Consider the following 15451-nt stretch of genomic DNA (forward strand, 5'->3'; position numbering starts at 1 on the left):
GCCGGGTCAGGCGATGGCCTGCTCGATCACTCCGATGCCGAAGAAGAGGACGAAGGCCGCGGCGACGACCCACATGAGCGGGTGGACGTCCTTGGCGCGGCCCTGGATGGCGCGCAGGAAGACGAACGAGACGAAGCCCGCACCGATGCCGTTGGCGATCGAGTAGGTGAACGGCATCAGCGTGAACGTCAGGAAGGCGGGCAGGGCGACGCCCCAGTCGGCCCAGTCGATCTTCGCGACCTGCGTGATCATCATGAAGCCGACGACGACGAGCGCCGGGGCGACGGCCTCGAACGGCACCAGGTGGATCAGCGGCGTCAGGAACATGGCGAGTACGAACAGCACGCCGGTCACGATCGAGGCCAGACCCGTGCGGGCGCCCTCGCCGATGCCCGCGCCGGACTCGACGTAGAGCTGGCTCGAGGACGTGGAGGCGCCGGCGCCGGCGATCGCGCCCGCGGCATCGACCAGGAGCACGCGGTCCACGTTCGGGATGTTTCCGTCCTTGTCGACGGTGCCGGCCTCGTTGGCCAGGCCCACCATGGTGCCCATGGCGTCGAAGAAGATCGAGAGCAGGATGACGAAGGCCAGGAGGGCGGCCGCCGTGACGCCCATGTTCGCGAACGCCCCGAAGACGGAGACCTCGCCGATCAGCGACAGGTCCGGCGAGGACCACTCGGGCATGGAGGGGACCACGAGGGACCAGCCCTGGGGGTTCTCGACGCTGGAGCCGATGTCGAAAACGAGCTCCAGGATGTTCGCCAGCACGGCCGAGACGACGATGCCGATGAGGATCGCGCCACGCACCTTGCGGATGACGAGGGCGCTGGTCAGCAGCAGTCCGACGACGAAGACAAGGATCGGCCAGCCGAGCAGCTCGCCGTCGAAGCCCAGGCCGACCGGGACGGTGGTCCCGGCGGCGTCCGGGATGCGGCGGACGAATCCGGCGTTCACGAGGCCGATGAGCGCGATGAACATGCCGATGCCGACGACGATCGCGGTCTTCAGCGACGGCGGGACGGCGCGGAAGACGGCCGTCCGGAAGCCCGTGAGCACCAGGATCAGCATGGTGACGCCCGCGATGAGCACCAGGCCCATCACGTCGGGCCACGTCAGGCCGGGGTTGGTGGCCACCGTGATCGCCAGGAACGCGTTGACGCCGAGGCCGGTCGCCATGGCGAACGGGTGCTTGGCCCAGGCGCCCATCAGGATCGTCATGATGCCGGCGACGAGGGCGGTGGCTGCGGCCACGCGGGCCGGGCCCAGCTCGGCGCCGGTCGAATCCGCCCCCGAGAGGATGAGGGGGTTCAGCACCACGATGTAGCTCATCGCGAAGAACGTCGCGACGCCGCCGCGGATCTCCTGGGAGACGGAGGATCCGCGTTCGGAGATCATGAAGTAGCGGTCCAGTGGACCCGCCCCGGATTTTGGCATGAAGCGGTCCCGTAGACCCGTTCCCGATTTTGGCATGAATACATGGTATGGCGAGTTCTTTTGCGTTCTAGACCACACCTAGGGAAAGGTGAACAATATAACTACGGCGTTAGCCACTCACGAAGGAGTCGGACGATGACTGAGAACCCCAGCGAAGGTGTTACGGACCCGGACCGCGCCGGAGGCAAGGCGGACGGGATCATCGTGGGCGTGGACGGCTCGGAAGCCGGCCAGTGCGCCCTGAAATGGGCAGCTGACGAGGCGCGACGTCGCGGTCTCCCGCTCAACATCGTCACCGCCTACACCATCCCGGTGTTCGCGGCCTCGAGCATGGACGCCGGCTACGCCACCCTGGACGACGACGTCATCCGCGAGGGCGCCGAAGAGGTTCTGCACGAGGCGACTCGCGACCTCGACCGGGCCGGCCTCGAGGTCCGGACCCGGCTCGAGTCGGGCGATCCGGCGGGCGTGCTGCTCGACCTGAGCGAAGATGCGGACCTGGTCGTGGTCGGCACGCGCGGCCGCGGAGGGTTCGTCGGCCGCATGCTCGGATCGGTCAGTTCCGCGCTCCCGGCGCACGCCAAGTGCCCGACCGTGGTCGTGCCGCAGTGCGTCAGCGACGTTCCGGCGGATGCGCCCCAGCGGCGCGACGTCGTCGTGGTGGGCGTGGACGGCTCCGAGCGGGCCCGGCACGCGGTGCTGATCGCTGCCGAGCGGGCCGACCAGCGCGGCGTCCCGCTGCGCGTGGTCTGCGGCATCCCCCCGGTCAGCGGGGCGCTGGCGTGGATGCCGGCGACCGTCGACCAGGAGGCGCTCGTCGCCGACATCGAGGTGCAGCTGGGCAACGGTGCGCGCTGGCTGAAGAGCCACTTCCCGACGCTGGAGATCGAGACGGAGGCCGTGAACGGCCCGCCGATCGAGATGCTGCTCGAGGAATCGGAGCGGTGCCGCCTCACGGTGGTGGGCACGCGCGGCCGCGGCGGATTCGCGGGCATGCTGCTCGGCTCGACGAGCCAGGGCGTCCTGCACCACGCCCGCGGGCCGGTCCTGGTGGTCCCGGACCTCGACGATCCGCGCCTGCACAACCGTTCCGACTTCGACACCCCGGCGGAGTAGACGACGGCCGCCGGGGCCGCCCGAACCTGGGTGTTGACGAGGAATAACAGCCTCGGGGCGGGTCCGGCGGAGAATTCTGTTGTCTTCGGGCGGCCGCTCGCCTAAGAATGAACCATGACAGTGCTGCTGAGGTCCCTCGAAACCGCGCTCCCGTCGACCGTCATGGTCCAGTCCGAGGTGCGCGACGTCTTCGCGGAGCAACCCGGGCTGACCCGCCTCGGCCGACGCCTGGTCGGCGCCGCCTTCGACTCGTCCGGCATCGACACCCGCTACACGGCCGTGGAAGAGCTCACGCTGCAGCAGAAGACCGAGAACCCGGTCTTCTTCGACTCCGAGACTATGGAGATCCTCCGGCCCGGCACCAAGGCGCGCAACGAGCTCTACGCCGAGGCCGGGACCGGGCTCTTCGTCGGCGCCGCGCAGAAGGCCCTCGACGCCGCCGAGGAGATCGGGCCCGACGACGTCACGCACGTGGTCACCGTCTCCTGCACCGGCTTCTTCAACCCGGGCCCCGACTACAAGATCGTCCGCGCCCTCGGCCTGCGCCCCTCCGTCCAGCGCTACCACCTCGGTTTCATGGGCTGCTACGCCGCGTTCCCGGCGCTGCGGGCCGCCAAGTCCTTCTGCGACGCCGACCCCGACGCCGTCGTCCTGGTGGTGAGCGCCGAGCTCTGCTCGCTGCACGTGCGCTCGTCGAACGACCCGGACACGATCGTCGGCACGTCCCTGTTCGCCGACGGCGCGGCCGCGGCCGTGGTCTCCGCGCGCGGCGACCTCGCGCCGCCGTCGCGCCCGTACCTGACGCTCGACTGCTTCGAGACCACCCTGACGCCCGTCGGCGAGGAGTCGATGGCGTGGAACATCGGCGACGAGGGCTTCGAGATGGTCCTCGGCAACTACGTCCCGCACATCATCGACGACCACATCGTCGGGGCGCTCGCCCCGCTCCTCGAGAGCGACGAGTCGCTGCACGGCGTCGACTACCACGAGATCGAGCACTGGGGCATCCACCCGGGCGGCCGCAGCATCCTCGACAAGGTGCAGGCCAGGCTCCGGTTGAGCGACGCGCAGCTGGTGCCGGCGCGGGAGACCCTGCGCGACTACGGGAACATGAGCAGCGCGACGGTGATGTTCGTGCTCAAGCACATCCTCGACCACCCCGGTGCCGGGCGGCCGGGCGGGGAGCCGGACATGGAGCCCTCCACCGCGGAGTCCGACGCCGGCCGGGCGGAGCGGGTCTGCGCGATGGCGTTCGGCCCCGGCCTGACGGTGGAGACCGCGCTCCTGACGAAGGTCTCCGCCTGAATGGACTTCCTGGCCCGGCGCGACGAGCACGTTCTCGAGCAGATGGACCGGCCCGACTGCGACCCCGCTCGGCTGGCGAACACCTACCGCCAGTTCCGCCTGGTCAACGCGGTGGTGTCCGGCTGGCGCCGCACGTGGGTGTCGCGGATCCGCCCGGTCCTCTCCACGTCGCGCACCACCACGCTGCTCGACGTCGGCTCCGGCGCCGGCGACATCCCGCGCGCCTTCGCCCGGTGGGCGGCCCGCGACGGGCTCGCGCTCCAGGTCACGGCGATCGACCCGGACGAGCGCGCCGACGCCTACCTGCGCTCGCTGCCGCCGGTGCCGGGCCTCACCCACCGGCGCGCGCACACCGCCGATCTGGTCGCCGAGGGCGCCCGGTACGACGTCGTCACCTCCAACCACCTGCTCCACCATCTGGACGCCGCGCAGCTGGGCGGGCTGCTCGCCGACTCGGAGGCGCTCGCCGGCCGGCTGGCGCTGCACAGCGACATCGCGCGCACGCGCCTCGGCTACCCCCTGTTCTCGGTGGCGACGCTGCCGTTCCGGGATTCGTTCATCCGCGAGGACGGCCTGACCTCGATCCGGCGCAGCTACCGGCCCGCCGAACTGCGGGCCGTCGTCCCGGACGGGTGGCGGGTCGAGACCCAGACCCCCTTCCGGAACCTGCTGGTCCACCGTGCCTGACCGCCCCGTGCCCGGCGAACGCGCGACCACGCGCCCGGTGCTCGGGCGGCCCCTCCCGGAGCGGGCCGACGTCGTGGTGGCCGGCGCCGGGCCCGTGGGCCTCTACGCGGCGATCCTGCTCGCCGGGGCGGGTCTCGACGTCGTCGTCCTGGAGCGGCGCCCGGAGCGCAGCGGGCACTCGCGTGCCATCGGCATCCACCCGCCGGCCCTGGCCGCGCTGGAGCGGGCGGGCGTCGCGGACGAGCTGATCGCGGGCGGCGTCCGCATCCCAGGCGGCGAGGCGCGCAGCCGGGGCCGCGCGGTGGGGGAGCTCTCCTTCGGCGCCGTCCCGGGCCGGCACCCGTACGTCCTCGCGCTGCCCCAGTTCCAGACGGAGGGCATCCTCGAGCGCCGGCTGGCCGATGCCGCGGGCGCGGCGCTCCACCGGGGTGTGGAGGTGCGCGGCCTGCACCAGGAGCCGGACCGGGCGGTGCTCGTCACGTCCCACGGGCAGATCGCGGCCCGGTTCGTCGTCGCCGCCGACGGCGCCCGCAGCACGGTCCGCGCCGCCGCCGGGATCCGCGCACCCGTGCGCACCTACCCCGACACCTACGCCATGGGCGACTTCCCCGAGACCGGCGCGGACGAGGACCGGGCGGTGCTCTACCTGGAGCGGGCGGGGATCGTCGAGTCGTTCCCGCTGCCCGGCGGCACCCGGCGCTGGGTCGCGCGGACGCGCTCCCTGGTCGAGCGGCCGACGGCCGGCTGGCTCGCCGCGACCGTCGCGGAGCGCACCGGCGTCGTGCTGGACCCGGAACGGAATTCGATGCTCAGCTCCTTCTGCGTGCGCCGCCGCATCGCGGACGAGTTCGTCGCCGGCCGTGTGGCGCTCGCCGGCGACGCCGCGCACGAGGTCAGCCCCATCGGCGGGCAGGGCATGAACCTCGGCTGGCTGGACGCGGCGATGCTCGCCCCGCTCGTCGCCGCCCGGCTGGACGGGGACGACGCCGGGGCCGGCCTGGCCGGGTACGGCACCGTCCGCCGCCGGGCGGCCCGCGCGGCGGCGCGGCAGGCGCACCTGAACATGATGCTCGGCCGCCCGCTGCCCGCACCGCTGCTGGGGCTGCGCAACGGGGCGATGGGACGGGCGGCGTCCCTTCCCCGGGTGCACGACGCCGTCGCGCGCGTCTTCACGATGCACTGAGCGGCCGGGCGGCGTCCCGGATTCGTCGCCGACGACGACGGTGCGGCGGCCGGCGGCTACTGCCGGGCCGCGCCGAGGCGGGACGCGGGCCGCAGCAGCTCCGGCACGGCGCCGGTCAGGGCCGTCTCGGCGAGGGCCTCGCCCAGCGCCGGCGCCAGCTTGAACAGGTTGTGCCCGGCCACCGCGGTGACCGGGCCGGCGGACCAGATCCCGACCCCGTCGTCGCCCCACGGCAGCGTGGTGACGAAGCAGTGGACGTGGCTCAGGGGCTCCGGGTCCAGTCCGGGCAGGGCGCGGCGGACGTACTCGGCGGTGCGCGCGGCCAGCCTTTCCAGCCCGGCCGGGTCCTCCAGCCGCCCGTCCGGCGACACCGGCGTGGTCTCGCCCAGGCCGACCGAGTAGCGGTGGTCGTCCTCGGCCGGGGCGGCGTAGATTCCGGTCTCGCCGAACGCGCCGCTGCCGTCCTGGAGGGTCGGCAGCGGCGCGTCCGCCGGGTTGCGGACGGCGAAGCCGACCCTGACGTGCGCGCTCAGTTCGACGGGGAGGTCCAGGCCCGCCCCGCGCGCGAGCGGGGCCGTGCCGCGCCCGGCGCACAGCACGACGTGGTCGAAGGTGTCGATGCCGGTGCCGGTGCGGATCTCCGCGGTCCCGGCTCCCAGCTGCCGGACGGAGAGGACGTGGTCCGCGACCAGATCGGCGGAGAGGGCGTCGGAGAGGGCGTCGATCGCCACGAGCGTGTGGATGGCGCCGCCGTCGGCGTCGAGCATGGCCGGCCCGGAATAGGCAGCGAGCAGGGGCATCCGGTCCGCGAGTCCGTCCGCGTCCAGTCGGGCGGCCGGGGCGTCCGCGGCCTGTTCCAGGAGGGCGAGCTTGTCCTCGACACCCGCCCCGATGGCCACGGCGTCGCCGGGGGAGATCAGCCGGCGGCCGAACTCCTCGGACCAGCCCCGCCACTTCGCCCGGCTGCGGCGGGCGAACGCGGCCAGCCGGGCGTCGTCGTGCGCGTGCCGGAAGATCCGGGACTCGCCCGCGGACTGTCCGCCGCCGGGCGCCCCCGATTCGTAGACGACGACGTCGGCGCCCCGCCCGCGCAGAGCTTTGGCCGCCGAGAGCCCGATGATGCCCGCTCCCACTACTGCAATGCGTGTCATGGCGCCAGCGTAGGCGCGTCGGACGCCCGCGTCGACCGGGACGATCGCGATCGCCGTGACCACGTTCTCCCGGCTCGGCCGCGCCTGTTCAGGACCAGGGCTGACGATCAGGGCAGTTCGGCCGACGGGGACGCGGTACTTCCGGCCGCCGTGAGCCGCCGGTCTTCGGATCGCTAGTAGCGGGCGCCGTACGCGTAGATGTTGTTGACGTAGCTCAGCGGCGTGACGGAGATGCCCACGTTCGGGTTGCGGGCGTGCACCACCTGGCCGTTCCCCAGGTAGATGGCCACGTGGTAGAACGAACTGCCGCCGTTGGAGCTGGAGAACACCAGGTCGCCGCGCTTGAGCTGGTTCAGCGGGACCTTGATCGGAGCCGAGTGGAACTGCTGCGTCGAGGTGCGCGGCAGCGAGACGCCGCCCTGGCGGAACGCGGACTGCGTGAAGAGCGAGCAGTCGAACTGCCACGGCGGGTTGCCGCCGTAGAGGTAGGTGTAGCGGTCGTCCTTGGCGATGTTGATCGCCCAGGAGATGGCCGGCTCGTACGCGGAGCTGCCCGATCCGGGGGCCGGTGCCGGCTCCTGCGTGGGGGTCGGCTTCGGAGTCGGTTTCGGCTTCGGCTTGGGCGCGGCCGTCTTCGTCGGGGTGGGCTTGGGCGTCGCAGTCTTGGTCGGCGTGGGTTTCGGAGCGGCCGTCCTGGTGGGCTTCGGCGTCGGCTTGGGCGCGGCAGTCTTCGTGGGGGTCGGCGCCGGGGCCGGGGCTGCGGTCCTGGTCGGCTTGGGGGTCGGCCTCGGTGCCGCCGGCTCGGCGGACGGGGTGGGGCGCGTGACCACGCTTGGGCCGGGCTCGGCGTCCGGGACCGCGGGCGGCGGGGCCGGAAGGTCGGGCTCCTGGCCGGCGGGCGCCGGGACGGCGGCGGGCACGACGCCGGGATCCTGCTCGCGCGCCTGCTCGAGCTGCTGCTCGCGCTGCTCGCTTTCCCGCGCCTCGATGCGTTCCGACTCCTCGCGGGCGGTGGTGTCGCGGAGGGTTGCGAGCTGGTTGATCAGCCGGTCGCGGGTGCGCTCCTGGTCGGCCAGGGCGGTCTCGTAGTTCGCCTGCTCGCGTTCGGCCTCCTCGAGCGCGGCCGCGCTGACGCCGGCGGCCTCCTCGGCGGCTTTCTCGACGGCGGCCGCGTAGTCCTCCCACGCCGTCCAGAGGTTCGCGGCCTCGTCGGCCGAGGCCAGGGTGTGGGCGCGGTTGGTGGCGAGCGCGGTCATGGTGGACGTCTTGTAGAGGACGTCGTTCGCCTCGCTCTGGGTGAGGAGCGCGGAGACGGCCGGGTTCACGCCGCCGTTGCGGTACAGGTCCCCGGCGAGCTGGCCGACGGCTGTCCGGCTGTCCTCGAAGTACTGCTCGGCGGCTTCCGCGTTCTTGCGGGCGTCGTCGGCGGCGGCGTTGCGCTCGGCCAGGACCTCCTGGGCGGCGGTGGCGGACTCCTGGTCGCCCAGAGCGGCGGCCTCGGCCTCGGCGACGCGGCCGCTGGCCTCGAAGATCAGGGACTCGACGCGCTCGATCATGGCCTTCAGCTCGGCCGGGTTGCCCCGGGCGGCCTCGATCTCCGCCGCGGACGGCAGCTTCGCCGCGGCCGCGGGGGCCGCGGGCAGCGAAACGCCGGCGAGCACGGACGCGGGGGAGCCCTGCTGGGGCGAGGCGGCCGCCGTCGTACCGGTCAGGGACGCGCCCGCGACGAGGGCGAGCGCGCAGAAGGCGACGGGCAGGGTGTGCCGCTGGGCCATGGGTGATCCTCACGAGTGAGCGCAGGTGCGAGTCCGGATCCGTACCCCGGGTGCGGGGTCCGGCGGGGCGCGCCGCGAAGGCGCACCAACTGCGAGAATAGGGCACCAGAGCCCCACGAGCAACAAGATTCACACGAACCCCAGTAATCACATATGTGTCATTCCCGAAGTGGAATATACGACGTCGGTGCGCCGCGTCCGCGGCGGGGTTCAGTCGTGCGTGGGGTGCTCGTGGCGGGTGTGCTCGGCCGGCTCGAGCTGGAACGTGCAGTGCTCGGTGTCGAAGTGCGATCCGAGGCATCCGGTGAGGGCGTCGAGTACCTCGTCGGCCCGGGTGGCGGAGAAGTGGTCGGCGTCGAGGACGATGTGCGCCGAGAGGACGGGGACGCCCGAGGTGATCGTCCACGCGTGCAGGTCGTGGACGTCGACGACGCCGTCGATGCTGATGATGTGCTCGCGGACCGTGTCCAGGTCGACGTGGCGCGGCGTGGCTTCCAGCAGCACGTCGACGACCTCGCGCATGAGCGACCAGGCGCGCGGCAGGATCATCGCCGCGATGGCGAGGGAGGCAATAGGGTCCGCCAGCGGCGACCCCGTCAGGGCGATGACGATCGCCGCGGCGATGACGGCCAGGGAGCCGAGGGTGTCGCCGAGGACCTCGAGGTAGGCTCCGCGCAGGTTCAGGCTCGCCTTGCGGCCGCTGTGCAGGATGCCGAGGCTGGCGAGGTTCGCCGCCAGGCCGATGCATGCCGCGACGAGCATGGGAGTCGGCGCCACCGTGGCCGTCTCGCCGAAGCGGCCGATCGCCTCGATGGTGATGACGACGGCGATCACCACCAGCGCGGTCGCGTTCGCCAGCGCGGCGAGCACCTCGGCGCGCTGCCAGCCGAACGTCCGCTTGTTCGTCGCCGGGCGGGTGGCGACCCACGCGGCCAGCAGCGCGATGCCGACGCCGGCCGCGTCGGAGAGCATGTGGCCCGCGTCGGCGAGCAGCGCGAGCGACCCGGAGACGGCGGCGCCGATCAGCTGCGCGACGACGCCGAGCAGGGTGATGACGACGACGGCGGCCAGCTTCCTGCGGTGCCGGCCCGTCGCGGTGCCTCCCGTGAGGCCGTGGCTGTGTCCGTGGTCGTGCCCCATCAGCCCCACCCGAGTTCGTGCAGCGTCGCGTCGTCGATGCCGAAGTGGTGGGCGACCTCGTGCACGACCGTGATCGCCACCTCGTCGACGACCTCCTCCTCCGACTCGCACATCTCGAGGATCGGCTCCTGGTAGATGAAGATCCGGTCCGGCATCGCCACCTCGCCCCAGTCCATGCCGCGCTCGGTGAGGGGGACGCCGTCGTACAGTCCGAGCAGGACGGTGTCGGGATCCTCGTCGGGGCCCGGCTCGTACCGGTTCTCGATGAAGATGACGACGTTGTCCATGACGTCGCGCAGCCGCGACGGGATGTCGTCCAGTGCTCGCGAGACCGCGTCCTCGAACGCGTCGTCGTCCATGAGAAAGGCCATGGATCGACTCTAGCTTTTCCGTCCCCGCTGGTGGGATTCGCGTGCGGCGGGACGGGTTTTGTGTTGGGCGCGGGCGTGCACTATAGTTTTACTGGTTCGCTCGCGGCTCGTCCGCGCAGCGGCGAAGGCCCCCATCGTCTAGTGGCCTAGGACACCGCCCTTTCACGGCGGCGACACGGGTTCGAATCCCGTTGGGGGTACTGAGATCTAGATCACGAGGAATCGATTTGCGCAGGCAAAAATGATTCTGATAGGGTTTAGATCTTGTGAGCGAGGCGCTGCTTCGCAAACAACACTGGCCCTGTAGCGCAGCTGGTTAGCGCGCCGCCCTGTCACGGCGGAGGTCGCGGGTTCAAGTCCCGTCAGGGTCGCTGAGATGTTCCGGCAACGGAAGATCGTGGTGATCATCAGTGATGATGCCAGGCTCTGTAGCTCAGTTGGTAGAGCGTTCGACTGAAAATCGAAAGGTCACCGGATCGACGCCGGTCGGAGCCACCAGCTAGAAAAGCCCCCGGAGGGATTCCCTCCGGGGGCTTTCTCGTGCCCGGGCCAGCCGATGACAAGAAGCCGGAATCCCGCTGCGGAATAAATGAACGGCGTGGTCTCTTCAACCGACCATGGCATCAACCGCGAACACTGAACATCCAACCCCACCTCGGACAGCGCTGATCGTGGGCGCCTCGGGCATCGCCGGCTCAGCCGTCGCCCGCCAGCTCATCGCTGACGGCTGGGAGGTCGTCGCGCTCTCGCGCAGCGCCTCCTCGGCACCGGGCATCCGCGGAGTCGCCGCTGACCTGCGCGACCCGGAGAGTCTGCGCAGCGCGCTGGCCGACGAGCACCCCACCCACGTGTTCTTCACCGCCTGGCAGAAGCAGGACACCGAAGCAGAGAACATCACGGTGAACGGGGGCATGCTGCGCGATCTCCTGGCGGCTCTCGCCCATGCGCCGCTCCAGCACGTGGCACTCGTGACCGGCCTCAAGCACTACCTCGGCCCCTTCGAGGCCTATGCCGCCGGCGCAACCCCCGACACGCCCTTCCACGAGGAGGAGCCGCGGCTCGAGGCGCCGAACTTCTACTACGCGCAGGAGGACGAGTTGTTCGCCGCCGCCCCCAACCAGGGATTCCACTGGTCGGTGCACCGGGCGCACACGATCATCGGCCACGCCGTCGGCAATGCGATGAACATGGGATTGACCATCGCGGTCCAGGCGACGCTGGCCAACGAGCTGGGCCTGGACTTCGTGTTCCCCGGCAGCGAGCAGCAGTGGAACGGGCTCACCGATATGACCGATGCCGGCCTGCTCGCCGAGCAGATGATCTGGGCGTCCACCGACCCGGCCGGCGGGAACGAGCCGTTCAACATCGTCAACGGAGACGTGTTCCGGTGGCGGTGGATGTGGCCGCGGCTGGCGGCCGACCTGGGTGTGGCACCCGAGCGGGTGGTCGGCTACGCCGATGCGCCGCGGCCGCTGGAGCAGCAGATGGCGCCGCACGAGGCCGCCTGGCCCGGGATCGCGGAGAAGCACGGGCTGGTCGAAGCCGACATCACCCGGCTCGCCTCCTGGTGGCACACCGACGCCGACCTGGGGCGCGACATGGAGGTCGTCACCGACATGGGCAAGAGCCGCGACGCCGGGTTCCTCGCCCACCGCCGCACGGAGCAGGCCTTCAAAGACCTCTTCGCCCGGTACCGGGAGGACCGCCTCATTCCGTAGGGGTGTGCTCGCACCTCGGAGTCAACGGGCTGCGTTGGCGGCCTCCCGGGCCTCGATGCGTCCGGGAGGCCGCCGTTCGCGTCAGTTGCGGCCGGGGCGGCCGTACTTTCCGGAGCCGCCGATTTCGAATTCCACCCGGTACTCCGTCCGGGATCCGTCGGCCGCCGTCACCGTGACCAGCGCCGTTCGATCCGGCATCTCGGCCTGCACGACGTCGACCTGCGCGTCCTGATCCGTGGGGGCAGCCGAGATCGCGGGGAAGCTGTCGCCGCGTGCTTCGTGTTCGCCGCCCTTCGGGATCTGGTAGGTGGTGGTCTCCGGGGCGAAGCCCTCGACGTCGACACCGCCGAGCATCAGCCGCCCGGCCGTGGAAACCTCCGAGGCGCCGGCAGCCAGGGCCGCGATCGCCACCTCGGCCACCACCATGTGCGTCTGCGGCCGGGCGTCGAGCACCACCCGCACCTGGTCCGCGGCGAGACCGCCGGTCTCGACCGTGACAACGGGGGCGGACCCGTCGGAGGACGTCACCTCGGTGTCCGGGGACGCGGTCCAGTCGCCGCCGTCGGCCCGCGTTTCGACGCGCAGCGATTCGGCCCAGGACTCGTGTGAGCCGTCCCGCCAGAAGTGCACCGTTACGGACTCGACCGCGGTGCTCGCGGCGAGATCGTACGTCAGCGCGTCCTGCGGGTTCTTGTCACCGGAGACCCAGTTGGACCAGGCCTTGTCCGCTACATCGCCATTCACGGTATCGGCCGCGTAGTAGCCGGGTTCGGTGAACGTGGTGTCGACGGTTGCCTGCGGAGCGACGTTGGCCGTCTCCGGTTCGGTCACGATCACGGTTGCGGTGGCCGGAAGCGGGGCGGCGTCCGGGTCGTTCGACGCGGCCAGGCCCTCAACCGTCACCGTGCCCGGGGTCGCGAGCGCCTCGTCGGTCAGCGTGCCCTCCTCCCAGGTCACGGCCGTGTCGAAGCGCTCGGACCCCGTGCCCACCTGGGCGGGAACGGCATCCGGCAGCCCGTCCGCAGCCGCCTGGGCGGAGACGCCGGCCCACGTGGTCGAGGAGACCGGGTCGACGGCGGCGAAGGTGCCGACGGCGATGGTCAGCTCGGCGTCGTCGAACGCGTTGCCGAAGATGTCCGTGCCCGCACCCGTCACGGTGGCTGTGCCCTTCCTGCTCCAATCGACGTCCTCGACGTCCCAGCGGACCTCGGCCGGGGCGCCCGGGCCATCCGCGTAGAGCGGCGTCGCGGTCCCGGGCAGGTCGGCGGGGACACCCGGCAGGGTCTGGACCGAGGCCGCCTCCACACCCTTCAGTTCGGTGCTGCGCAGGTCCCACAGCTGGTTCGGCCGGTTGGTCGCCGTCCACGTTCCCACGGCCGCGCCGGCGGCAGAGGATTCGCCGTCGACGTCCAGCGAGCGCGCATTCGCGACGTTGACCAGGGACCAGTCCGCGCCGTTGGTGGTCGTCGGAATCCACTGGAGGCTCTCGTCCTCCGCGGCTGCCGCTCCCGAGTCGCCGGCATCCGCCAGCCGCGTGGAGCCGTCCTCAGCGACGCCGAGTGCGCGCCCGTCGTCGTTCACCAGGGCGATGCGCTCCTGGTTGGTGAACCCCTCGGTCAGGCGGACGGCCGTCCACGACTGGGCCGCTGCGCCCTCCGGTGTCAGGGCGGCCGGCTCGATCGTCGTTGCCGCCGCGGCGTCCTCGCCGGCGGCCGTCAGGGCCTTTCCGGAGGCTTCGCCGAAGAGCTGGTAGCTCGCTCCGTCCTGGACGGGCGCTGCGTCCGCGGCCACCCCGGAGGCGCCCGTGACCTGCAGGGTCGTCACGGATTTCGCCGGCAGGGTCAGCGTCGCGGTGCGCGTGGCGGAGTCGACGGCGACCGGCTCGCCCGCCACCAGGGCGTTCGACGTCGGGTTCTCCGCGGGTGACTCGGTCGTGACCACGGGGGTGACGCGGGCGTCGTCGGACACGTCGCCGAAGGCGCTCAGATCCACGGTCACGGTTTCTGCGGCGTCCGAATGGTTGATGTGCACCAGGTCGACGCCGTCGCCGCCGCCGTTGAGGGCGGCGGTCGTGTTGTTGTCGCCCGCGGGGACGAACCGGTCGCCGGGCTCGAGGAAATGGGTGAAGTTCCGGACCGTGTTGAACTTCGAGTTGGTGAGGACCTCGCAGGACGGGTCCGCCTCGCCATCGGCGATGCGGCGGGCCGAATTGCCGTTCTCGTCGCAGTCGAAGTCCACCAGGACGCTGCCCCAGTTGCTGTTCTCCACCTTCTCCATGTTGTAGAGGTCCTCGACGGGCTGCCAGAAGACCCAGGCCTCGGGTTCGAGCTCGCGCATGTCGTCGACGATGCGGCCCGCCATGCCGAGCCCGTTCTCGATGTTGGTCAGGTTGTGACCGGTGGAGTCCCAGCTGCCCTCCACCTCGCTCATCCACAGCGGCTTGTCCGCGGCTTTGGCGATGTCCCGCACCACCACCCGGTCGCCCGTGCCGTAGGTGTGCACGTTGAGCTGTTCGACGGCGTCGCGCGCCTTCGGTCCGTACGCGTTCCAGTTCTGCGCGAACCGGGAGGGGTTGGTCTCGTCCATCGCCGAGATCGCGACGTCGGTCTCCGTCTGCGGTGCCTCGAGCCGCTCCGCCAGTGCTTCGATCACGCGCTCCTGGACCCCGGGCCCGATGTGCGCGCCCTCCTGCCGGCTGGCGGAGGTCGGCCAGCCGTCCTCGCCCAGGCGGGTGGACCAGTAGTCGGTGTTGGGTTCGTTGAACGGGTCCAGCGTGGCGAAGTCGATCCCGTGCTCGGCCTCGACGTGGTCCACGACCTCGGTCAGGTAGCCGACGAAGTCGTCGATGTCCTCGTCAGCGAGCTGCTCCGCGTTGCCGTCGTCGATTCCGCCGGAGACGAACCCGCTCTCGGTGAGGAAGTAGGGCGGGGAGTTGCTGAACGCCTCCCACACCATGTCGTCGCGTTCGGCGGCCAGTGCGTCGAGCCACCAGCGTTGGGTTTCATCGGCGTCGAAGTTGTAGGCCTCGGGGTCGTCCGGGTTCCACGCTGCCGCGTAGGCCTCGCGGTCCGCGTACTCGGCGGTGACGCCGTCGTCCGCGGCGTAGTCCGGATTCCACCAGCCGTCCACCGCGCCGCCCGGCCGCAGGTAGGCCGGCACGTCGACGGCGTTGCCGCCGCCGATGTTGTAGCGGGCGATGTTGAGGTTCAGGCCTTCGGGACCGAAGACCTTGTCGAACAGGTCGCGCCGGACGGCCTCCGGGTAGCCGCCCGTGGCGTTGGCGAACCAGACCAGACTGGTGCCCCAACCCTGGAACTCCTGGCCCTGGTATGCGGGGTTCGGCTTCAGGACGGTGCTTTCGGCGCTCGAATCGGCGCCGGCCGCGGAGGCGGACTCATGGGGAGCGGGGGCCGCGGCGGCGGTCGGAGCCCCCGCGGCGAGTGCGATGGCGGCTATCCCCGCGAGGGAAGCTCTGGCGCGGTGTGTCGTCACGGGTCGGTACCTTTCAGGCGAGCGAGGTGAGAAGTGTCATCGGTCACACCCGGGAGGATGTTTACGCAAACATAGCGGC

11 protein-coding genes and 3 tRNA genes are annotated in these 15451 nt (G+C 71.4%); 8 read left to right on the forward strand and 6 right to left on the reverse strand.

Annotation, left to right across the window (positions count from 1 at the left end; all coding sequences use genetic code 11):
• Positions 1-6 precede the first annotated feature (6 nt).
• Positions 7-1434 (reverse strand): NCS2 family permease, encoded by a 1428-nt coding sequence (locus IE069_RS00220; RefSeq protein WP_189348103.1) that lies wholly within the window; start codon positions 1432-1434, stop codon positions 7-9.
• Between the two features lie 135 nt (positions 1435-1569).
• Here IE069_RS00220 and IE069_RS00225 point away from each other — a divergent pair, with 135 nt between their 5' ends.
• From IE069_RS00225 to IE069_RS00240, 4 genes are all read left to right on the forward strand, one after another.
• Positions 1570-2550 (forward strand): universal stress protein, encoded by a 981-nt coding sequence (locus IE069_RS00225; RefSeq protein WP_189348104.1) that lies wholly within the window; start codon positions 1570-1572, stop codon positions 2548-2550.
• Positions 2551-2664: 114 nt separating this feature from the next.
• Positions 2665-3855 (forward strand): type III polyketide synthase, encoded by a 1191-nt coding sequence (locus IE069_RS00230; RefSeq protein ID WP_189348105.1) that lies wholly within the window; start codon positions 2665-2667, stop codon positions 3853-3855.
• Positions 3856-4542 carry a class I SAM-dependent methyltransferase gene (locus tag IE069_RS00235; protein WP_189348106.1) on the forward strand — a complete coding sequence of 229 codons (687 nt, stop codon included), beginning with the start codon at positions 3856-3858 and terminating at the stop codon, positions 4540-4542.
• Positions 4535-5725, forward strand: a complete 1191-nt coding sequence (locus IE069_RS00240) for an FAD-dependent oxidoreductase (protein ID WP_229790844.1) — start codon at positions 4535-4537, stop codon at positions 5723-5725. Before IE069_RS00235 ends, IE069_RS00240 begins: the two co-directional genes overlap by 8 nt.
• A gap of 56 nt (positions 5726-5781) precedes the next feature.
• Here the strand turns inward: IE069_RS00240 and IE069_RS00245 are convergent, their stop codons facing one another.
• The 4 genes from IE069_RS00245 to IE069_RS00260 all read right to left on the reverse strand — a co-directional run bounded on the left by IE069_RS00245 (position 5782) and on the right by IE069_RS00260 (position 10162).
• Positions 5782-6876: an NAD(P)/FAD-dependent oxidoreductase gene (locus tag IE069_RS00245; protein WP_189348107.1), complete on the reverse strand. Its 1095-nt coding sequence runs from the start codon at positions 6874-6876 to the stop codon at positions 5782-5784.
• A gap of 173 nt (positions 6877-7049) precedes the next feature.
• Positions 7050-8651 (reverse strand): C40 family peptidase, encoded by a 1602-nt coding sequence (locus IE069_RS00250; protein ID WP_189348108.1) that lies wholly within the window; start codon positions 8649-8651, stop codon positions 7050-7052.
• A gap of 210 nt (positions 8652-8861) precedes the next feature.
• Complete coding sequence (locus tag IE069_RS00255) at positions 8862-9791, reverse strand: cation diffusion facilitator family transporter (RefSeq protein WP_189348109.1); 930 nt, start codon at positions 9789-9791, stop codon at positions 8862-8864.
• Complete coding sequence (locus IE069_RS00260) at positions 9791-10162, reverse strand: metallopeptidase family protein (RefSeq protein ID WP_189348110.1); 372 nt, start codon at positions 10160-10162, stop codon at positions 9791-9793. The genes IE069_RS00255 and IE069_RS00260 overlap by 1 nt, the downstream gene beginning before the upstream one ends.
• 127 nt (positions 10163-10289) lie before the next feature.
• On the opposite strand from IE069_RS00260, the gene IE069_RS00265 reads away from it, so the two are divergent.
• From IE069_RS00265 to IE069_RS00280, 4 genes are all read left to right on the forward strand, one after another.
• Positions 10290-10362 (forward strand) — tRNA-Glu (locus IE069_RS00265).
• Positions 10363-10459: 97 nt separating this feature from the next.
• Positions 10460-10533: transfer RNA gene (locus tag IE069_RS00270), tRNA-Asp, on the forward strand.
• Between the two features lie 51 nt (positions 10534-10584).
• Positions 10585-10660 (forward strand) — tRNA-Phe (locus tag IE069_RS00275).
• Between the two features lie 119 nt (positions 10661-10779).
• Complete coding sequence (locus tag IE069_RS00280) at positions 10780-11880, forward strand: SDR family oxidoreductase (RefSeq protein ID WP_189348111.1); 1101 nt, start codon at positions 10780-10782, stop codon at positions 11878-11880.
• A gap of 81 nt (positions 11881-11961) precedes the next feature.
• Here IE069_RS00280 and IE069_RS00285 read toward each other — a convergent pair whose 3' ends face one another.
• The gene (locus IE069_RS00285) at positions 11962-15372 is read right to left on the reverse strand and encodes a glycoside hydrolase (protein WP_189348112.1); all 3411 of its coding nucleotides are present in this window, start codon (positions 15370-15372) and stop codon (positions 11962-11964) included.
• Between the last annotated feature and the right edge of the window lie 79 nt (positions 15373-15451).

It is taken from the genome of Zhihengliuella salsuginis (assembly GCF_014651715.1).
GTDB lineage: Bacteria > Actinomycetota > Actinomycetes > Actinomycetales > Micrococcaceae > Zhihengliuella > Zhihengliuella salsuginis.